17 protein-coding genes are annotated in these 21,092 nt (G+C 59.8%); 10 read left to right on the plus strand and 7 right to left on the minus strand.

All coding sequences use genetic code 11. From position 1 onward, the window contains the following. Positions 1 to 92: 92 nt before the first annotated feature. Positions 93 to 2,273 (plus strand): catalase/peroxidase HPI, encoded by a 2,181-nt coding sequence (gene katG, locus ACMVPR_RS18015; RefSeq protein WP_416883984.1) that lies wholly within the window; start codon positions 93 to 95, stop codon positions 2,271 to 2,273. Positions 2,274 to 2,339: 66 nt separating this feature from the next. Here katG and ACMVPR_RS18020 read toward each other — a convergent pair whose 3' ends face one another. After that, positions 2,340 to 3,635 (minus strand): sensor histidine kinase, encoded by a 1,296-nt coding sequence (locus ACMVPR_RS18020; RefSeq protein WP_416883985.1) that lies wholly within the window; start codon positions 3,633 to 3,635, stop codon positions 2,340 to 2,342. Positions 3,636 to 4,042: 407 nt separating this feature from the next. Here ACMVPR_RS18020 and ACMVPR_RS18025 point away from each other — a divergent pair, with 407 nt between their 5' ends. The 6 genes from ACMVPR_RS18025 to ACMVPR_RS18050 are packed head-to-tail and all read left to right on the plus strand — an operon-like array spanning position 4,043 to position 9,932. Continuing rightward, positions 4,043 to 6,904, plus strand: coding sequence for a monovalent cation/H+ antiporter subunit A (locus ACMVPR_RS18025; protein WP_416883986.1), 2,862 nt, complete (start codon positions 4,043 to 4,045; stop codon positions 6,902 to 6,904). Between the two features lies 1 nt (position 6,905). After that, positions 6,906 to 7,259: a Na+/H+ antiporter subunit C gene (locus tag ACMVPR_RS18030; RefSeq protein ID WP_416883987.1), complete on the plus strand. Its 354-nt coding sequence runs from the start codon at positions 6,906 to 6,908 to the stop codon at positions 7,257 to 7,259. Next, the gene (locus tag ACMVPR_RS18035; RefSeq protein WP_300585477.1) at positions 7,256 to 8,788 is read left to right on the plus strand and encodes a monovalent cation/H+ antiporter subunit D; all 1,533 of its coding nucleotides are present in this window, start codon (positions 7,256 to 7,258) and stop codon (positions 8,786 to 8,788) included. Before ACMVPR_RS18030 ends, ACMVPR_RS18035 begins: the two co-directional genes overlap by 4 nt. Before the next feature lie 2 nt (positions 8,789 to 8,790). Then, complete coding sequence (locus tag ACMVPR_RS18040; RefSeq protein ID WP_416883988.1) at positions 8,791 to 9,282, plus strand: Na+/H+ antiporter subunit E; 492 nt, start codon at positions 8,791 to 8,793, stop codon at positions 9,280 to 9,282. Further along, positions 9,279 to 9,548 (plus strand): K+/H+ antiporter subunit F, encoded by a 270-nt coding sequence (locus ACMVPR_RS18045; protein ID WP_292267333.1) that lies wholly within the window; start codon positions 9,279 to 9,281, stop codon positions 9,546 to 9,548. Before ACMVPR_RS18040 ends, ACMVPR_RS18045 begins: the two co-directional genes overlap by 4 nt. 9 nt (positions 9,549 to 9,557) lie before the next feature. After that, entirely contained in the window at positions 9,558 to 9,932 is a 375-nt protein-coding gene (locus tag ACMVPR_RS18050; RefSeq protein WP_292267331.1) for a Na+/H+ antiporter subunit G, read from the plus strand. Between the two features lie 183 nt (positions 9,933 to 10,115). Here ACMVPR_RS18050 and ACMVPR_RS18055 read toward each other — a convergent pair whose 3' ends face one another. The 6 genes from ACMVPR_RS18055 to ACMVPR_RS18080 all read right to left on the minus strand — a co-directional run bounded on the left by ACMVPR_RS18055 (position 10,116) and on the right by ACMVPR_RS18080 (position 16,471). Beyond that, the gene (locus tag ACMVPR_RS18055) at positions 10,116 to 10,742 is read right to left on the minus strand and encodes a glutathione S-transferase family protein (protein ID WP_416883989.1); all 627 of its coding nucleotides are present in this window, start codon (positions 10,740 to 10,742) and stop codon (positions 10,116 to 10,118) included. A gap of 24 nt (positions 10,743 to 10,766) precedes the next feature. Further along, on the minus strand, positions 10,767 to 11,822 hold the full coding sequence (locus ACMVPR_RS18060) for an ABC transporter ATP-binding protein (protein ID WP_416883990.1): 1,056 nt from the start codon (positions 11,820 to 11,822) through the stop codon (positions 10,767 to 10,769). 2 nt (positions 11,823 to 11,824) lie between these two features. Further along, positions 11,825 to 13,312 carry an argininosuccinate lyase gene (gene argH, locus ACMVPR_RS18065; RefSeq protein WP_416883991.1) on the minus strand — a complete coding sequence of 496 codons (1,488 nt, stop codon included), beginning with the start codon at positions 13,310 to 13,312 and terminating at the stop codon, positions 11,825 to 11,827. Positions 13,313 to 13,376: 64 nt separating this feature from the next. Beyond that, positions 13,377 to 14,252: a carbohydrate ABC transporter permease gene (locus ACMVPR_RS18070; protein WP_416883992.1), complete on the minus strand. Its 876-nt coding sequence runs from the start codon at positions 14,250 to 14,252 to the stop codon at positions 13,377 to 13,379. Next, a complete protein-coding gene (locus ACMVPR_RS18075) occupies positions 14,253 to 15,140 on the minus strand; it encodes a carbohydrate ABC transporter permease (RefSeq protein WP_416883993.1) in 888 nt (295 codons plus the stop codon). Between the two features lie 62 nt (positions 15,141 to 15,202). Next, complete coding sequence (locus tag ACMVPR_RS18080) at positions 15,203 to 16,471, minus strand: extracellular solute-binding protein (RefSeq protein WP_416883994.1); 1,269 nt, start codon at positions 16,469 to 16,471, stop codon at positions 15,203 to 15,205. Positions 16,472 to 16,590: 119 nt separating this feature from the next. Here ACMVPR_RS18080 and ACMVPR_RS18085 point away from each other — a divergent pair, with 119 nt between their 5' ends. Genes ACMVPR_RS18085 through ACMVPR_RS18095 form a run of 3 tightly spaced genes read left to right on the plus strand, consistent with a single transcriptional unit; the run spans position 16,591 to position 20,981 of the window. Continuing rightward, the gene (locus tag ACMVPR_RS18085) at positions 16,591 to 17,766 is read left to right on the plus strand and encodes an ROK family protein (RefSeq protein WP_416883995.1); all 1,176 of its coding nucleotides are present in this window, start codon (positions 16,591 to 16,593) and stop codon (positions 17,764 to 17,766) included. Positions 17,767 to 17,769: 3 nt separating this feature from the next. Beyond that, on the plus strand, positions 17,770 to 20,106 hold the full coding sequence (locus tag ACMVPR_RS18090; RefSeq protein ID WP_416883996.1) for a PIG-L family deacetylase: 2,337 nt from the start codon (positions 17,770 to 17,772) through the stop codon (positions 20,104 to 20,106). Then, entirely contained in the window at positions 20,103 to 20,981 is an 879-nt protein-coding gene (locus tag ACMVPR_RS18095; protein WP_300587414.1) for a DMT family transporter, read from the plus strand. The genes ACMVPR_RS18090 and ACMVPR_RS18095 overlap by 4 nt, the downstream gene beginning before the upstream one ends. The last annotated feature ends 111 nt before the right edge of the window (positions 20,982 to 21,092 follow it).

Raw genomic sequence — 21,092 nt, forward strand, 5'->3', positions numbered from 1 at the left:
GATATCCAATTGGAAATTATTGCGCGGTCTGGTTAGAACGATTCCAGAATGGGCTGGGTGGCTCATCTGATTCACTGCGAGGGAGAAAGATCATGGACGGCAACAATCTCGATCCGAAAGGGGCCTGCCCCATCATGCACGGTGGCAACACCGGCACCGGAAACAGCGTCACCAAGTGGTGGCCCAAGGCGCTCAATCTCGACATCCTGCACCAGCATGGCGCGCGTACGAATCCGATGGACCCGGATTACAACCACCGCGATGCCGTCAAGGCGCTGGACTATGACGCCGTCAAAGCAGACGTCCGTGCGCTGATGACGGAAAGCCAGGATTGGTGGCCTGCGGATTGGGGTCACTACGGCGGTCTGATGATCCGTCTGGCGTGGCACTCGGCCGGTTCGTACCGCATGGGCGACGGTCGCGGCGGCGCCGGATCCGGCAATATCCGTTTTGCGCCGCTCAACTCATGGCCCGATAACGCCAGCCTCGACAAAGCGCGGCGTCTGCTTTGGCCGGTCAAGAAGAAGTATGGCAACGCGTTGTCTTGGGCGGACCTGATCATTCTCGCAGGCAATATGGCATATGAATCCATGGGTCTGAAAACCTTTGGCTTCGCTTTTGGCCGCGAAGACATCTGGGGTCCGGAGACCGACGTCAACTGGGGTGCCGAAGACGAATGGCTTGCGCCGAGCGAGAACCGCTACGGCGATCTTGATCAGCCGGGCACAATGTACAACCCGCTTGCTGCGGTCCACATGGGCCTGATCTATGTGAACCCCGAAGGTGTGAACGGTCAGCCCGATCCGGCCCGCACCGCACTGCACGTGCGCGAAACCTTCGCCCGTATGGCAATGAACGACGAAGAAACCGCAGCCCTGACCTGTGGCGGTCATACCGTCGGCAAGGCGCATGGTGGCGGCGGCATGGCCGACCAGATCGGTGCCGCACCCGAAGGCTGCCCGGTTCACTCCCAAGGCTTCGGCTGGGACAACCCCGGCCATCAGGGCAAAGCAGCCAATGCCTTTACGTCCGGCATCGAAGGCGCGTGGACCCAGCACCCGACACAGTGGGACATGGGCTATTTCGACTACCTCTTCGACTATGAATGGCGTCTGACCAAATCACCCGCCGGTGCCAACCAGTGGGAACCGGTCGACATGCCGGAAGACAAGAAGCCGGTGAATGCGTCCGACCCGTCCAAGCGTGACATGCCGATGATGACCGATGCCGACATGGCGATGAAGGTCGACCCGATCTACAACGAGATCTGCCAGAAGTTCCGCGCAGACCCCGAGTATTTCGCAGACACCTTTGCCCGCGCATGGTTCAAGCTGACCCACCGCGACATGGGTCCCAAGGCCAACTACTACGGCCCGGACGTTCCCGCCGAAGACCTGATCTGGCAGGACCCGATCCCGGCTGGCAGCACCACCTATGATGTGGCTGCCGTCAAAGCCAAGATCGCGGACAGCGGTCTCACCTCGGCCGAGATGATCGCAACCGCATGGGACAGCGCCCGCACCTATCGTCAGTCGGACAAGCGCGGCGGTGCCAACGGCGCCCGTATCCGCCTTGCGCCGCAGAAGGACTGGGTTGCAAACGAGCCCGAACGTTTGGCCAAAGTGCTCGGCATTCTCGAGCCCATCGCAGCAGAGACCGGTGCATCGATCGCGGACGTGATCGTTCTGGCAGGCAATGTCGGTCTTGAGCAGGCGATCAAAGCAGCAGGCTACGATGTTGACGTGCCGTTTGCGCCGGGCCGTGGCGATGCCAGCGAGGAACAGACAGATGCGGCCAGCTTTGAAGTGCTCGAACCGCTGGTCTGTGGTTTCCGCAACTTCCAGAAAGAAAAATACGCCGTCGCCCCGGAAGAACTGTTGCTCGACAAGGCGCAGCTTTTGGGCCTGACAGCCGCCGAGATGACCGTTCTGGTCGGCGGTATGCGTGTTCTGGGCGCAAACTACGCCGGCAACAAACATGGCGTGTTCACGGACCGCGAGGGCCAATTGACGAACGACTTCTTCGTCAACCTGACCGACATGACCTATACATGGGTTCCGATGGAAGATGGCACCTACGAGATCCGCAACCGCAAGACCGGTGAGGTCAAGTGGACGGCAACCAGCATGGATCTGGTGTTCGGTTCCAACTCGATCCTCCGGGCATATGCGGAGGTTTATGCGCAGGATGACAACGGTGCGAAATTCGTCCGTGACTTCGTTGCCGCATGGACTAAGGTGATGAACGCGGATCGCTTTGATCTGATCGCCTGATCTTCAAACGCACCCCTCGGACAGAAAGACTGTCCGGGGGGACCCGTCATGGACGTATGACGAAAATCACTCTGCCGCGGCCATCGGCAAGACCAACCTGACCTGCGCGCCGTCGGAAACTGACTCGTCAATGACGATCATACCTCCCATCGCCTTCGCGAAATTCTGTGCCAGTGGTAAGCCGACACCAACACCAGCGGTCGTGCCTGTCTCGTGTCCCAATCTTTCGAATGCGGCAAAGGCGGCTGACGCGCGGCCAGCGGGAAACCCCGGGCCATCGTCTTTGAACACAATCTCGACCGTGTCGTCATCTTTGGCATGGGCACGGATCGAAATGCGCCCACCCGGCTTGGCGAACTTGATCGCGTTGTCGAGAAGTTGCTTAAAGATCGCGGCCAGCCAGATCGGGTTGCCAACGACATTAAGGTCGTCGCGCACCAGATTGTCCAACGTCACAGTCTTGTTCGACAGAGCGCCCGCAAACCTCTGGATGACGGGGTTCAGGCAGGCGTGCACAGACACCCGCATGGTCTCCGCTGAGGTTTCTTCGGCGTTCCAGTTGGCAAAGTCGAAAATGTTCTCGATGATGAGCTGCAGCGTGTTCGACGCGCTCATGATATGTGCGGAGTATTCTTCAAGCTGCTCCTTACGCACGTTGCGACCGGCCCTCGCGTCTGAATGCAGGAATTCGGCAAACCCGGAAATCGCGTGCAGCGGAGTGAGCATCTCATGACTGACGCTGCGCATCAGGTTGCTTTTTGCTTCGCTGGATTGTTCTGCCTGACGCCGTGCCTCTCTCAGTGATTGGGCATTTCGGCGCGTCACGTGTACAAAATAGGCAATCACGAACAGAACGGTTCCGAACAGGGTCACCGCCGTCGCTGGTGAAAGCACCCGATCCGCTGCCTCTGCCGAGACCTCGAAATATCCAACCAAGGAATAATCGGTCGCCCATCCCACGAACCAAAGGGAAATGGGCGCGATCAGCATGACCGAAAACCATAACTTTTCGGTCCGCGGCGAGAATATGACGAAGGGACCAATCGCAGTCGCGATGAATATGAACGACATGTGACCTTCTGGCGGCGTGACGAAAGAGGCCAGTGCAACCGCCACATTGGTTGCTCCCAACCAGAAAACACGTGCCGCCAGATGCCACTGGAAGTGGTGCAGCGCGATGCCGCCAATCACCCCAAGGGTGGCGATGCCTGCGGCCGTCGACAGCAACGGCGCATCAAGCAAATACGCGGCGATCCACCATCCCAACGCAAACGGCGCGACCAGCTTGACCGAGACCAATGAATATTGGGTGCGCTGTCTGAGGTCGTCAGCTTCGGTGTTGTCTTGAACGTTTAGCGGCATGTGAGATGTAGGTGGCTTTGCTGATCTTTGCACAAATTGTAACGCGGGACCGTAGAAAGTCTGCGCTGCTGTCATTGTCTCCTAACGTCACGTGCCTGCAAATGTGGCATTGTTTTCTGACGGTAAACTGATGCTTGCGTCTATCTTTGGATGCTTTGGATCGCAAATAAACAACTTGGTTTACCTAAAGACAGGTTTTTTCAAGCAAACGCTCTGGTACAGACGATCATGGGCCCGTGTAACACCGCGCTCGACATCACAACCCACGCTTAATTTTCGAAAACACCAGATAAACCTGAGTCCAGTCTCGACCCATAAAACGCCTGATTTCAGTACCGAGGCTTTTACAACGCCTGCGTTTAACGATATTGCGCTCCGAGGTTATTCAGGTTGGACTAACAGTTGACATGAACACATCGGACAACGTCCTCATCCTCATAGCTTTGCTGCCGTTCATCGGCGCGTTGGTTCCCGGTCTCATGATTCGCGCCGGACGCAACGCATGTGCAAGCTTCACGGCCGTTCCAACTGCAATTGCACTGATCCTCCTGCTGACATTTGTGCCTGCCGTGTTGGACGGTCAGGTCATTCAGGCCGAAGTGAACTGGCTGCCGCAATTGGGCCTTTCGGCCTCGTTTTTCCTTGATGGGCTGGGTTTGCTCTTTGCCTGCATGATCCTTGGCGTAGGCCTGTTGATCACGCTCTACGCCCGGTTCTATCTCTCGGGCGAAGATCCCGTGGGGCAGTTCTACACCTACCTCCTGCTGTTTCAGGGCGCGATGCTGGGAATTGTCCTGTCCGACAACATCCTGCTTTTGCTGGTGTTCTGGGAACTGACGTCGCTGTCGTCCTTCCTGCTGATCGGCTATTGGAAACACTTGCCCGAAGGCCGTCAGGGTGCCCGTATGGCGCTCACCGTCACCGGGGCCGGTGGTTTGGCGATGATTGGCGGCATGTTGATCCTTGGCAATATCGCAGGCAGCTACAACCTGACTGACATCCTGCAAGCGGGTGACGCGATCCGCGCCTCCGAATGGTATCTGCCCGCGCTGATCCTGATTCTGCTGGGTGCCTTCACCAAATCCGCACAGTTCCCGTTCCACTTCTGGCTGCCGCACGCGATGGCCGCACCAACACCGGTCTCGGCCTACCTGCACTCGGCCACGATGGTCAAAGCGGGCGTTTTCCTGATGGCCCGCATGTGGCCGGTTCTGTCTGGCACCGATGCATGGTTCTACATCGTCGCAACCACAGGTCTGGTTACGATGGTCCTTGGCGCGCTCATTGCGCTCTTCAAGGATGACCTCAAGGCGCTCCTCGCCTTCTCGACCGTCAGCCATCTTGGCCTTCTGACCATGCTCTTGGGTTTCGGAACCGAGGCAGCAGCGGTCGCCGCCGTGTTCCACATCATCAACCACCTGACCTTCAAGGCGGCGCTCTTCATGACCGCCGGGATCATCGACCACGAGGCGCACACCCGCGACATCAAACGCCTTGGCGGCTTGCGGCACCTGATGCCGATCACCTTCTTCATCGGCACGGTTGCCGCGTTGTCGATGGCGGGTATTCCGCTCTTCAACGGGTTCCTGTCCAAGGAAATGATGCTCGAGGAAGCTTCGCACACCTATTGGGCGGGCAGCGCCTATGCCGTGCCAGCGCTGGCAACAATCGGCGCGCTGCTGTCGGTTGCCTATTCCTTCCGCTTCATCAGCCATGTGTTTTTCGGACCGGTGCGTGACGACTACCCGTCCAAGCCGCATGACCCGCCCTTTGGCCTTTGGGCCTCGCCCGCGCTGTTGGTCATTCTGGTCATACTGATCGGCGTGATGCCCTTCCTTGCCGAAGGCATCGTCACCGCTGCGGCAAGCGCAGTCACAGGGGCCGAATTGCATCCGCACCTGAAAATCTGGCACGGAGTCACGCCGGCGCTCTTCATGTCGATTATCGCCATTGTCGGTGGCGCTGTCCTGCTTGCCATGCACGCGCCTCTGGATCGGGCCTGGATCAAGGCCCCCCGTCCAGAAGCCAAAGCCATTTTTGACAGCCTGATTGCCGCGATTGTCGGCATGACGCAGCGCTTCACGGCATCCACCCACAATGGTGCCATCAGCCGCTATCTTGCAATATTCACCGTAAGCTCGGTTGTGCTTGGCGCCATCGCCTTCATGGGGGGCGGCCTGTCCGAACCCACGCGCGGGATGCTGCCTGTGCCGTCTGTGATTGCAGTTGGATGGATCATGCTGGTTGTTGCCACCGTGTCCGTCGTGACCATGCACCACCACCGGTTCCGCTCACTTGTACTGATCGGGATCATTGGCCTCACGATCTCTGCCGGTTTTGTCTACATGTCGGCCCCCGACCTCGCGCTCACGCAGATCTCGGTCGAAACCGTGACGATCATGCTGCTCCTTCTGGCGCTGCACTTCCTGCCCAAGGAAACCCCGAAGGAAAGCCCGTTTGGCCTCAAGATCCGCGACGGCATCATCGCCATTGCGGCAGGGGCCGGGGTTGGTGGTCTGGCATTTGCCTTTATGCAGCGCGACATCTCGACAATCTCGTCCTACCACGTCGAAAACAGCTACGAGGGCGGCGGCGGCACAAACGTCGTGAACGTGATCCTCGTGGACTTCCGCGGATACGACACCTACGGCGAAATCATTGTTCTGGGGATCGCCGGTCTGTTGATCTACGCATTGATGCAAGCGCTGCTTGAAGGCCCGGCTGCACGTCGTCTGCGCAACGCCGACTATGCGCAGGACCGCTCCAAGGACCGTCACCCGCTGATGATGGTCGTTGTCACCCGCGTTTTGATGCCGATCGCGCTGATGGTTGGCATCTACATCTTCCTGCGTGGCCACAACCAACCGGGCGGCGGCTTTGTCGCCGGTCTCGTCGTCGCGATTGCCCTTCTGATGCAATACATGGCGTCGGGTTTCGCCTGGACACAGGATCGCCAGCGTATCGAATACCACACCCTCATCGGCTTCGGTGTGATCATCGCCGGTGTGACCGGCGCGGGTGCGTGGGTTTTCGGTGCACCGTTCCTGACCAGCTCCTACACCTATGTGCATCTGCCCCCGATTGAGGAGTTCGAATTGGCCACCGCCATGCTCTTTGACTTGGGCGTGTTCCTGACCGTTCTGGGGGCCGTGATGCTGATGCTCTACAGCCTGTCGCGCATCGCGCGCTATGCTGGCACCACGGTGAACGTGGACCCCATGGATTACGACCCCGCCAGCCGGGTCGAAGACACACCGGAGGCGCGCTGACATGGAATTTCTTGTTGCAAGCGCCGTTGGCACCATGACCGCAGGCGGCGTCTACCTTTTGCTGCGGTTGCGCACCTTCCCGGTGATCCTCGGGCTGGCGTTGCTGTCCTATGCGGTCAACGTCTTTATCTTCTCCAGCGGACGTCTGGCCATCGACATGTCGCCGATCCTGTCGAAATACGGCGAAGCCAGCTACACCGACCCGCTGCCGCAGGCGCTGGTTCTGACAGCTATCGTGATTTCGTTCGGGATGACGGCGGTTCTGGTGATGGTCTCGCTTGGCGCGTTCCTCGAAGCGGATACCGACAGCATCGATATAGATCAGACCGAGACTGACGAGGACGTCGCGAAATGAGCCATTGGATCATCCTTCCCGTCGTTCTTCCGGCCATGATCGCCCCGATCATCGGGTTCATGATGCGGCACGATATCGTTCTGGCCCGTGTCACATCGACTGTCGGCACCGTTCTGTTGCTCGCCATCTCGATGGTGCTTCTCAGCATGGCGATGGACGGCACAACCCACATCTACCGTCTGGGGGACTGGCCCGCACCGTTCGGCATCGTTCTGGTCCTCGACCGGCTGTCTGCGCTGATGGTGCTTCTGACCTCGGTCCTGGCCTTCATGGTGTTGCTGCACGCGATGGCCACCGGCTGGGACAATCGCGGCAAACATTTCCACGCGCTTTTTCAGTTCCAACTCATGGGTATCTGCGGCGCGTTCCTGACCGGCGACATCTTCAACCTGTTCGTCTTCTTCGAAATCCTGCTCATCGCCTCTTATGGTCTGATGATCCACTCGGGCGGTCGGGAGAGGATGCGCGCGGGTCTGCAGTATGTGGTGATGAACCTTGCGGGGTCGACCCTGTTCCTCTTTGCACTGGGCACGCTTTACGCCAGCACAGGTACGCTCAACATCGCTGACCTCGCCGCCAAGATCCCGGCCATTCCCGCCGACGAAGCTGGACTGGTCCGTGTCGCGGCAATGCTCCTGATGATCGTCTTCGCGGTCAAGGCGGCCCTGTTCCCGGTGCAATTCTGGTTGCCGGCCACCTATTCGAACGCACCCGCCCCCGTTGCGGCGCTGTTTGCGATCATGACCAAGGTCGGCGCCTATGCCATTCTGCGAGTGCATACCGTTGTCTTTGGACCCGGTGTGCCCGGCACCGAAGGCATGATCGACGCGTGGCTTTTCCCGGCCGCGATCGTCACGATTGCCCTTGGTGCATTCGGGGTGCTGGGCGCGAAACGCCTGATGCCGCTGATCAGCTTCTCGGTTGTTGGATCCATGGGCACATTGCTTGTGGCGGTCGCCGTCTTTTCGCCTGTCGCCACGACCGCAGCACTCTACTACATGGTGCACTCGACCTTTGCCGCCGCCTGCCTGTTCCTGATCGCGGATCTGGTGGTCAGCCGTCGCAGCGGCGACTCGCTGACGCCTACATTCGCCACCGTGCAGAACGGCCTCTTCGCCGCGATCTTCTTTGCCGCCGCGATAGCGATGGCCGGCATGCCGCCGCTCAGCGGGTTCCTAGGCAAGCTTCTGGTCCTCGATGCCCTGCGTGGTCCCGATGTGATCGTCTGGGCATGGACAGCGATCCTTGTCGGGTCGCTGTTGACCATCGTGGGCTTTGCCCGCGCAGGAAGCGCGCTGTTCTGGAAATCGACCGAGATCGAGGCACCCTTGCCGGATGCGGACGGAGCTGCGCCCCATGACGCCGCCACGGTCGCACAAGTGACCCCGGTCATGCTGACACTCGCCGTGCTGGTGGCCCTTGCCGTATTTGCGGGCCCGGTTGCGACCTATCTTGAACAAACCTCTGCTCAATTGTTCGACCGGTCCGGATATATCTCGGCGGTCCTCGCCCCGGTCGAGGAGAGCTGAACATGCTGAAACGCTTGATCCCTCACCCGTTCCTGAGCCTGACTCTGGTGTTTGTCTGGCTCGCGCTGGTCAACAAGTTCACATTGGGCAACCTGCTTTTGGGCCTTCTGTTCGGGATCGTGATCCCGATGCTGACCGCGCCCTACTGGCCGGACCGCCCCAAGATCAAACGCCCGCTGAAAGGGTTTGAATACGTTCTGATCGTGGTGTGGGACATTGTCGTTGCCAACGTGCAGGTCGCGGCAATCATCCTGTTCAAACGCGAAAAAGACATCCGGTCTCAGTGGATCGTTGTGCCGCTTGACGTAAAATCGGCCGAAGCGATCACTGTTCTTGCTGGAACCATCACAATGACACCGGGCACAGTTTCCGCCACATTGTCCGCCGATGCCCGCAGCATCCTCGTGCATTGCCTGCACACCGATGACCCGGACGCGGTGCGCGACGAGATCAAGAACCGGTACGAACGGCGGCTGAAGGAGATTTTCCAATGATCGAAGCCGGAATTCTGTTTGCAGCCGCATGCTATGGCATCGCCCTGCTGTTGGACCTTTGGCGCATTGCGCAGGGGCCGGATGCAGCCGACCGCATTCTCGCGCTCGACACGATGGTCATCAACGTGATTGCGCTCTTGGTGCTTTACGGTGTCTGGCGCGGGACGGCGATCTACTTCGAAGCTGCAATGCTGGTCGCTATGGTCGGTTTTGTGTCCACCGTCGCCTACTGCCGCTTCCTGCTGCGCGGCGACATCATCGAGTAAGGGACAAGCATGAACTTCGTCGTCGAACTTCTGATCACCATCTCGCTTGTCGTCAGTGGCATCTTCGGTCTGGTGGGCTCTTACGGTCTGGTCAAGCTGAAGGACAGCCTTCAGCGTCTGCACGCGCCAACCAAGGCAACAACCCTTGGGGTCGGCGGTGTGCTTGTTGCGTCGATGATCTATTTTTTCGCCAAGACAGGACATCTCTCGATCCACGAGTTGCTGATCTCGGTGTTCCTGTTGCTGACCGCTCCGATCACGGCGAACTTCATCGCCAAGACCTATATCGCGCGCAATCTCAAGCGATCCGATCTGCCAGACAGCCAAAGCACATGCGGCTGGTCGATCTACGACGAACCACCCGAGTCGCGTCCCGGTTCCTAAGTCTTTTTCCCGACGCAGGCTCCAAAAGTCTTGAGGACTGGTGACGCGTCCGCCATGTCCAGATATTTGCGCAAATAGCATTGCTGCAAACCATCTGCCGTACGTTCCGAATAGCCGTGGCCTTCCTTGGTCACCGTCGCGCTGGTTTGCAGCCGATCCTGAAGCAACGGATCAGCCCTCGTCTCAGGGCATTGGAATATCTGTAACGTACTTCGGCACCTGATAGCCCTTTTGCACCGCAGGACGCTCTGCAATCCGCAGATACCAGTCTCTGACATTGGGAAAATCGTTCAGATCGATCTCCTGCCATTCGAACCGCGCGGCCCAGGGAAAGATCGCCATATCGGCAATCGTGTACTCGCCGGCGATGAAATCGCGCCCATCCAATTGCGTGTTCAGCACGGAATAGAGCCGCTGCGCCTCTTTCCCGTACCGCGCCTCGGCGTAGTCCGACGTGCCTTTGTTGAACTTCAGGAAATGATGCGCCTGACCCAGCATCGGGCCAAAGCCTCCCATCTGCCACATCAGCCATTCCATCATCTGCCAATAGGCATCGCCTTCGGCCAGAAAACGCCCGTGCTTCTGCGCGAGGTAGAGCATAATCGCCCCGCTCTCCATCAGCGACAGGCCATTCTCCTGATCGACAATCGCGGGGATCTTGTTGTTGGGTGAAATCTTCAGGAACTCCGACGCGAACTGGTCACCCTTGCCGATGTCGATGGAATGTACGGTATAGGGCACACCCAGCTCCTCCAGCAGGATGGACACTTTGCGCCCGTTCGGTGTGGTCCATGTGTATAGGTCGATCATTGCATCCTGCCTTGTCTTGTGAACTTACCGCAGAGCGTCACCCGTCGCCGCATCGAAGATGTGCAGCGTGTCCAGCGCCGCCGTCAAGGTCACCTCCTCGCCAACCTCGGGCGGGGTACGCCCATCCGCCTTGGCGATCACTTCCTGCCCCTCGGCCCCGACATAGATCAGCGTTTCATGCCCAAGAGGTTCGCGCACTGTCACCGGCCCCCGCACCAGCGCAGGCCCCGCGCCGGGATGCAGGTCTTCGGGCCGGACGCCCACCGTCACGTAACGGCCTTCCGGTAACCCAACTCCAAGATCAACCGTGCTACCGGATGCCATCTGAACCGCCCCATTCGCCACCGTTCCAGACAGCATGTTCATCGACGGCGCCCCGATAAACTGCGCCACGAAGGTATTCGCCGGTTTGTGATAGACCTCAGCCGGGGTGCCCACCTGTTGGATATGACCGTCCTTCATGATCACGATCCGATCAGCCATCGTCATCGCCTCGACCTGATCATGGGTCACAAAGATGATCGTGTTGCCGACCCGCTGGTGCAGTTTCTTGATCTCCAGCCGCATCTGCGTCCGCAGTTGCGCATCGAGGTTCGACAAAGGCTCATCGAACAGAAACACCGCCGGGTCCCGCACCATCGCCCGGCCAATGGCAACCCGCTGTCGCTGTCCCCCGGACAACTGGCTCGGCTTGCGCGCCAAAAGGTCGGTCATCCCCAGTATTCCTGCCACCTCGTCAATCCGCGCTTCCTTGTCGGCCTTCGACATCTTCGAGGTCCGCAGCCCGAAGCCGATATTCTTGCGCACGGTCATGTGCGGATAGATCGCGTAGTTCTGGAACACCATCGCGATGTCCCGGTCCTTGGGTTCGAGGTTGTTGACCACCCGCCCGCCGATCACGATCTCCCCGCTGGTCGCGTCCTCAAGACCGGCAATCAGGCGCAGCGTCGTCGACTTGCCACAACCCGACGGGCCGACAAACACAACAAACTCCCCGTCTTCGACATCAAGGCTGATGCCATGCAGCACCTCGGTCTTGTCATAGCGTTTGACCAGGTTTCGGATCGCCAGATCGGCCATGCTCAGTCCTTCACCAGCAGCGCATCGAACGCCGATTTCAGTCTCTGTTCCGCGGTTTCGTGTCTGGTTTTGCGCAGGGCACAGGCAGCCCGCGCCGCCTCCGCCTCCGCCACGTACCCCGCCAAAGCCTCTCGCAACGCCGCCTCTCCCGGTCCACCAATCCGGTCCCGCCGCGCAACAAAGGTCTCCGGCGCAACCGCTGTCCGAAACGCTGCCTCGTCCAACCCCGGCGCGCGCCCGGTCAGTGTTTCGAACGCAGTCGAGAACGCCGCATACCCGTCGCCCAGAGCAGCCCCTTCGGCAATCACCGCCTTTGCCGTCGCCGCAGCGATCTCATGCGCCGCGCGGAACGTTAGCCCTTCGTCCCGCACCAATGTGTCCGCCAATTCGGTGATCGTAATGCAAGCTGCATCCGTCGTCCGCCGCACCCTGTCCGCATTGACCCGACAGGCCGGGATCAGCGCCGTCAGCAACTGCAACACCCGCGCGCCCCGCTCGAAGGCAGCATAACCCAACTGCTGCACCTCACCTTCGCTGTCATTCATGTCGGTGAACGGTGTGTTCTGCATCACCCCAACGATAGCATCGCATTGCCCGACCGTCGCACTGGCGAGATGGCGCAGGTGTTCGATGGGCACCGGATTGCGCTTCTGCGGCATGATCGAACTGATCTGTACAAGGCTGTTCGGGACATAAAGCTGCCCCACCTCGAACGCCGTCCAGAACTGCATATCCTGAATGACCCGCCCCAGATGCAGGAACATCAGCTTCATCGCGGAATAAAGCCCGGTCACGTAATCGACCGACGCGATGCAGCCATAGGAATTGACCAGCGGCCCCTCGAATCCCAGCAACTCGGCAACGCGCGCCCGATCAATCGGAAACCCGCTGGTGGTGATCGCCGCCGCCCCCATTGGGCAATGCTCCAACCCATCGGCCGCCGCATTGAGACGCGCAATATCGCGCAACATCACCTCGATCACTGCGCCAAGATAGTGCCCCCAGGTCGTCGGCTGCGCAGGCTGCCCGTGCGTATAGGCGACGATCAGTGTCGCCTTCTCGGCCTCCGCCTTAGCGATCAGCGCCTCCGTTAAGGTTAACGCCTGCTCCAAAAGCACAGACACCCGAGTGCGCAACGCCAGTTTGAACAGCGTATGGTCCATGTCATTGCGCGACCGCGCGGTGTGCAAGGCTCCACCTAGATCGCCCAAGCGGCGCTTCAACTCCGCTTCGACGAGAAAGAAGTAATCCTCGAACTCGCCGGTATACCTCAGCGCATCGAGGTTCACCTCGGCATCAACATCCAGCAACGCCCCGGCAATCGCACCCGCGTCCCCGGACTCCAAAATCCCGGTCTCCGCCAGCATCACCAGATGCGCCCGGTTGATCGCCGCCATGTGCCCCGCGTAATGCGCCTTCACCCCGTCAAACAGGGGCGCGAGCACCGTGTCCCGATAGGTCGGGTCCGGAAACACGCTCTGGTCCGTCATGCACCGCCCCCTGCTTCTTCTCTTTCCAAATACGCAAACGCAACGGAGCCCAAACCGATCACACTCATCCTTTAAGGCCCGCCATCACCACACCCTGAATGATGTAACGCTGGAAGATCAGGAACACGATCAGAGTCGGAATGGTCGAAATCGCCGCCCCGGTCATGATCAGCTCCCACGCCACATCCGCCTCGTCGCCAAAGGACGACAGACCCACGGGCAGGGTATACATCTCGACCGAGTTGGTCACGATCAGCGGCCAGATGAACGCGGTCCAGTTGCCCAAGAAAACAAAGATCGCCAAGGCTGCCAGCGCCGGTTTCACCAAAGGCATCGCCACGGTCCACCAGATCTGCAACTCGTTCAGCCCGTCGATCCGCGCCGCTTCTATAAAATCGTCCGGAACAGTCTCGAAAAACTGCTTCATCAGGAAGGTGCCGAAGGCCGTCATCAATCCCGGAAACATGATCCCCCAATAGGTGTCGAGCCACCCGAACTGCTGGCTCATCAGATACCACGGGATCACCAGCATCTCGGTCGGGATCATCAGTGTCGACAGGATCGCGATGAAGACGATGTAGCGGCCCGGAAAGCGGAACTTGCAGAGGGTATAACCCACAAGCGAGTCAAAGATCACGTTACAGACCGTCGTGATGATCGCGATGATCATTGAATTGACGAACCACCAGTAGAACCGTCCATCCTCGAGCACATAGGTGTAATTCTCCAGGTGTGGCTCATCCGGGATCAGCTTCAGGTTATACACCTCATGCGGCCATTTCAGCGAGGTCGAGATCATGTAGGCGATGGGCATCACCATCGCGACACCGCCCAGGAACAGCAGCGTCCAGCGCAGGATCTGCCCCATGTTCGCAGGCTTCTTGGGAGCTTCGGTCTTGAGCAGCGCGTCAGTCGTGGGACGGATTTCCGTAGCGGTCATTTAGCTGTCCCTCAGAATGCGCAGCTGGATCAGGCTCACCACCAGCAGCACAAGGAACAAAACCACTGTTTGCGCTGCGGCGTACCCCATGTCAAAGGCGCTGAATGCGGTCTCGTAGATCATCAGAACCAGCGGTTTTGTAGAATTCAAAGGCCCACCGGGATTGTTCGTCGTCATGTTGAACACATGATCAAAAATGCGCAGGAACCCGATAGAGGAAAACACCACGATGAACACGATGGTTGGCTTCAAGAGCGGCAGCGTGATTTCCCACAACACCGTCCACCACGACACGCCGTCAATGCGCGCCGCCTCGTAATAGCTGCGCGGGATCGCCCGCAGCCCTGCCATGAAGATGATCACCTGAAACCCCAATCCGGCCCAGACCGCAGGGGCCAGAACAGAGGGAAGCGCCCATGTGGTGGATTGCAGGAACGGGAATTGCGGAATGCCGATGCTGGCCAGTGCGTTGTTGAACAAACCCACCGGGACCGGCTGGTAGAACCAGCGCCAGACCCATGCCATCGCAACCGCACTGGTCATGAAGGGCAGGAAATAAAGCATCCGCAGAAAGCCGTGCATGAACCGAACCTGATCCAGGTGGTAGGCGATCACGAAGGAAATCAGCAGACTGACAGGCGTGCCGATCAGCAGATAAACAAAGGTGTTCTTGAACACTTTCCAGAACACAGGGTCGGCAAACAGCTTCTGGTAATTGTCCAGACCTGTCCATGTCCGGTCGCCCAGCAGGTTCCAGTCCTGAAAGCTGATCAGGATGGCGTTGCCCGTCGGATAGAACCGAATGACCGAGTAAAACAGGATCGGAATGGCAAGGAACGCCCACGCCCATACGATCTGCTTCTGCCGGATGGTCAGATTGCGATACATGCCTCAGCCCGAAAAAGGTGACGCCCCGGCCGGGAGGGAACCGGGGCGTCCGTGCCGCGCGCTTAGTTGGACGCGCTCTTGTAATAATCGTCGAGGATCTTCTGCTCTGCCTCTGCAGCAATGGCGAGGCTTTCTTCCGCGCTCATACCCTGCAGGGTCATGCGCTCGACCATTTCCACCATCACCTGACGCTGGCCGCTTTCATTGGCGAACTTGGTGGTGTGGGCATAGGCGAGCCCCTTGATGAAGGGGCCATAGACCGGGTCATTCGCGTTTTCGTCGGTCAGACCAACCGATGGTTTTGCCGGCAATTCACCAACCACGTTCAACCAGATTTGCATCGCCTCGTCGCTGGTGATGTACTGCATGAACTTGACTGCCGCGTCGTATTTCTCGCCCTCGGCCTTGGTGGTGATCGCGTTCACCCAGTAAGACGAATAATTCGACCGCGTGCCATCGGCTGTCGCCGGAAGCTCGGTCACACCCCATTTCAGGCCGCGCGTGTCGTTCAGGGATCCGATGCGGAACGATCCGTCGATATGCAGCCCCGCACGCCCCGCCTTGAACGCAGCCTGCGGTTCATCCATGAACCCGATGGCGGATACGGCATCGTCGCCACTGAACAGCGACGCATAGAAATTCAGCGCCTCAAGCCCGGCCTCATTGTTGTAATTCACCGTCTGGTAATCATCGACATAAGGCTCGCCGCCGAATTGACGGACCAGTCCTTCGCGCCACCAATGGTGATCCTGCGCAGTCATGCCCGCCGTCATACCGACTTGCGTCAGGTTCCCCGCGCCATCGCGCTTGGTCATGGCTTTAGCGGCGGCGATCATCTCGTCCAGAGTGGTCGGCGGCTCGACACCGGCCTCTTCCAGAAGACGCTCGTTGTAGAACAACGCCAAGGACCGCACGGCGGTTGGCAGCGCCCAATAGGCGTCGCCGTCCTTCATCGCCTGCACCATCGGAAAGAACTCTGCATCAATCTGGCTGGCCGGGAACACATCCGCAGGAAGCGGCTGGATCAGCTCGGCGGCCACGTAGTCATTGAGCCATCCGTAGAACAACTGCACCACATCCGGGCCTTCCCCCGCTGGGATCGCTGCAGCGACCTTGGTGCGGTAATCGGCATAGGGGAAATGGGTCATCTTGACCGTGATGTCCGGGTTTGCCTCCTGGAAATTCTCGATCAGCGTTTCCATTGCCTTGACGCGGGCATCGAAGAAGTACTGCCAGTATTCGATTTCCACCGCATGTGCGGCGGTGCTGAAAAGTGCGGCGGCGCTGGTTGCTGTCGCAACGGCCAGTGCCTTGACGTTGAAGAATGCCATGGACCTCTCCCTGTTGAGATCTGTTGAATGTGCCGATCCATTCTTGTTCGCGACCGGTCATTCTCCAAGCGTTAACTCAACTTTCTTGAGTGTTCAAGTTTGGTGCGCTAAGCGAAGGCATGGTCAGTACGCTGAAACCGCAACTTGGGGCCAATCCCGAACGCGCCCGCAGCCACAACAAACAGTTGGTTCTGCGCGCCATTCGCCATGTCGGTGCGGCAGGTCGCGCCGAAATTGCCCGCGCCTCGGGGCTTTCGACACAGGCGGTGTCCAACATCATCTCCGATCTGCTGGGCGAAGGCCTTCTGGTCGAACAGGGGGTCCGCAGCGCCGGTCGCGGCCTGCCGGTTCAGCAATATGCCATCAAACCGGACGGTGGGTATGCCTTTGGTGTTGAGGTCCGCCCGACGGCTGTTTTCACCGCGCTTGTCGATCTGGTCGGCACGCCGATTCAGACCCGGCGTATTCCGCTGCGCAATGCGGGAAAATCCACAATTTTAGACACTGTTTCGGCTCAACTTGACATTTGTCTCAAAGAGTCGCGGGTCCGCAAAGGCGCATTGATGGGCGCAGGCATCGTCATGCCGGGCCCCTTCGGCGACACGGGTCTGACCGGCACAGAATCAGAGTTGCCCGGCTGGAACACCGGCGATCCGGCCGAGATCTTTGCCAACGCGCTCGACCTGCCTGTGTTCGTCGAAAATGACGCCAATGCGGCGGCGATGGCCGAAAGGATGAATGGCGTCGCCCGAGGGCTGGACGATTTTGCCTATCTCTATTTCGGTCAAGGGCTCGGGCTGGGCCTTGTTCAGAACGGTCAAATCCTTCAGGGCGCGTTCGGCAACGCCGGAGAGATCGGGCACATTCAGGTGCTGGTCGACGGACATGCCGTGGAACTCGAAAGTGCCACCAGCCGTTTGTCCGTGCAGGCCTATCTGGCCGCGCAGGGGGTGAGTGTGACAGACATGGACGAGCTCAACAGTCTCTATTCCACCGCAAATCGCCATTTATTCGACTGGCTGAACCACGCGGCACAGGCGCTGTCTTCGGCTTTGTCGATCATCGAAAACCTTTTTGACCCACAAACCGTGATCCTTGGCGGGGCGATGCCGGACGATCTTCTGGATCACATGATTGCCCGCACGGCGCTGCCTGCCAGATCGGTGTCGAACCGTCCGGATCGCACACATCCGCGCCTGATGCGCGGCACCTCTGGTCGTATGACAGCAACACTCGGTGCCGCTGCGCTGGTGCTGCATCAGGCCTTCACCCCCACCATCGCCGAAGCGAGGTAACCCATGCCGACCCCTGATCAGACCCGCCTTGAACAGACCCGCATGCGCCCGCGTGTGCTTGATCTCTGGTGGGCGCTGCGCCCGCTGCAATCCGTGGTCCGGCTGATGAACACTGGCGCGCATCCCGATGATGAGACAACAGCCCTTCTGGCCGCCATCGGTCTGCGCGATGGCATCAACCTCAGCTATGCTTGCTCCACACGCGGTGAAGGCGGGCAGAACGACATCGGTACTGAAAGCGGCCCGGCGCTGGGCGCTTTGCGGACGCGTGAGATGGAACGCGCCTGTGATCTGCTCAACATGCGCCTTTACTGGCACGGCACCTCACCCGACGACCCGATCCGCGATTTCCGCTTTTCCAAAAGCGGCGAGGAAACGATGGGCATCTGGGGGCACGACCATCTGCTTCATCGCTTTGTTGAGATTGTGCGGACAGATCGCCCCGACATCATCCTGCCGACCTTCCTCGACGTGCCCGGCCAGCACGGCCACCACCGCGCCATGACCCAAGCTGCGCATGAAGTGATGGATGCTGCCGCCGATCCCGACTTCCCGTCGAACCTGCCGCCATGGCAGGTGTCCAAGATGTACCTTCCCGCATGGTCCGGTGCCGGGCAGGCTTATGATGACGATCTGCCTCCGCCCGAAGCCACCCTCACCATCGACGGTGCAGGCAAAGACCCAATGTCGGGCTGGAGCTATGCCCGCATCGGCCAGATGTCCCGCGCCTATCACCGGACGCAAGGCATGGGGCGCTGGGTTCCTGCTGGCCCTGGCAAGGACTGGCCGCTGCATCTGGCAATCAGCCATGTCGATGGGCCGGATGATGCGTTGCACGCTGGCTTGCCGCAAACTCTGGCCGATCTGGTCGACCTCGCTCCGGGTGCCAAGCAGGATCTGCTGCTGGCGCATGGCTATATCACCGAAACCGTGTCGGCCTTTCCCCATGCGCGTCACATTGCAAAGACGGCGCAGAAGGCTCTGCTCCACCTGCAAAAGGCCGAAGCCGATGCGCCCGACAGCATTGCGCACCGCCTGACCGCCAAACATCGGCAATTGGCCCATGTCCTGCGTCTGGCGCTGGGCATCGAAACCGATGCCCGAACGCACCAGACCTGGCTCCGTCCCGGTGACACAACCGATGTCACGGTAGAGTTCGACAAAGGCGATGCCGACCGCGCCAGCTACAACCTCGCGCTCCCCTATGGCTGGTCCGAGGAGGATGGCCAAATCACCATTACGTCCGATGCCAATCAGACCGACCCTTACCGCGCCGAATACGATCCAGCCGATCCGCCATTGCCCCGGATCGAGATCCAGCTTGAGATGACGACCGTCACTTTATCCTTCGCCAAACCGCCCGTTATCCTGCCGGACCGCGCCGCGCTGATCGCGCCAGATGCGGCTCTGATCAACCTCAAAACGCCCAAGAGGTCTGTCTCGGTGGCGATTGCAGATGTCAGCCCGGCGGGGTCACGGGTGACGTTCGATCTGCCAGAGGGTTGGTCGATGGAACATGGCACAGGCGCGGTGGAGATCACACTGCCGGACGATCCCGAACCGGGGCTTTATACACTCCCACTTTATGTCGGTGACTCTCCTGCGATGACCGAACAGCGCATCGCCTATGACCATGTCGACCCAACCGTCTATGCCCGACCCGCTGCCCTGACGGTTCGGGTGCTGGATGTCGCGCTGCCCCAAGCCAAGGTCGGCTACATCGGCAGTGGGCATGACGCAGTCGCCGACTGGCTGACTGCGCTTGGCGCGGACATCACCTCTCTGTCTGACGATCAGATCACCAGTGACGCGGCGCTTGCCGCGTTCGACACGATTGTCATCGGCATCTTCGCCCTCCGCTTCCGCGACGGGCTGGTGTCGGAAATGCCCCGCCTGCGCGAATGGGTAGAAGAGGGCGGCACGCTGGTGACGCTCTACCACCGCCCGTGGGACAACTGGGATTCAGACACTGTTCCGCCGCGTAGGCTCGAAATCGGACAACCGTCGCTGCGTTGGCGCGTGACCGATGCCAATGCCGAGGTCACGCATCTGGCGCCCGATCATGCGCTTCTGAACACGCCCAACCACATCACCGCCGAGGACTGGGAGGGTTGGGTCAAGGAACGTGGCCTCTACTTTGCCAAAAGCTGGGACGATGCCTACACGCCGCTTCTGTCGATGTCGGACCCCGGTGAAGACCCGCTCACCGGCGCGCTTCTCACGGCCGAAATCGGCAAAGGCCGTCACACCCATTGCAGCCTTGTCCTGCATCACCAGATGGCCAAGCTGGTGCCAGGAGCCTATCGCCTGATGGCGAACCTGATTGCCCCCCGCCGATGAGCACAGACGCGCCCCGCGACAATCTCAAGGGGGGTGCATGGCTTTTGGCCGATATGGCCCTGAACATCTGGGCGCTGAGCATAGTCAAGGCGCTGGGCCTTGGCTATCCGGTGGCGCAGATCGTGTTCCTGCGGGCGGCGATTGGTCTTCTGCTGCTGTCGCCATGGGTGCTGCGCCACCGTGCCGCTTTTGCCGCGGTTCCTGACTGGCCCCTGCAAATCCTGCGCATCGCCCTGAGTGCAGCGACCCTGACCGCCAGCTACTTTGCCATCTCGCGTGTGCCGCTGGCGCTGTTCACCACGATGAACTTCACCCGTCCCTTGGTTGTCATGGTGCTGGCGGCAGTCTTGCTGCGCGAGAGGGTGACGCCCAGGCAATGGCTCGCGGCGGCGGTTGCGATGGTTGGTGTGGTGATCGCCATCGACCCTGACGGCACAACCTTTGGACCGGGGCTCATGGCGTTGGCTTTGGTCATTCTGACAGGTTCGGCTGCTGTGATCGTCACAAGACGGCTTCGAAGCACCCCGACCCTCGTTCTAATGACATTGTACACGATCGGCTTGGGCCTGTGCACGCTGCCGTTTGCGCTCTGGTCATGGCAGCCGATCCCGTCGCACCATCTTGTGCCGCTGCTGGCAATTGGCGTCTTTGCCCAAGGCGCACAGGCCTGTTTCCTGCGTGCGCATTATAACGGAGATGCCGGGGTGCTGTCTGTTCTGGGTTACCTAAGCCTGCCTTTGTCGACCGCTGCCGGATATTTTGTCTTTGGCGAAATTCCGACCCTGCGGTTCTACGCAGGCGCAGCGCTTGTCGTGCTGGCCGCGGCATCGCTGACCATGTCGCGCAAGCACCTGTCGCGCTTGCGGGTGCGCTAAGGGGACATCATCCGTGTCTCAACAGTCTGTTGAGGAAAAACAACTGGCACATGATGTCTTGCACACCTATCGTCGCCGCCAATCGGAAGCTTGGGTAACGTGTCGCTTGTA

Source organism: Marivita sp., assembly GCF_048006345.1.
Lineage (GTDB): Bacteria > Pseudomonadota > Alphaproteobacteria > Rhodobacterales > Rhodobacteraceae > Marivita.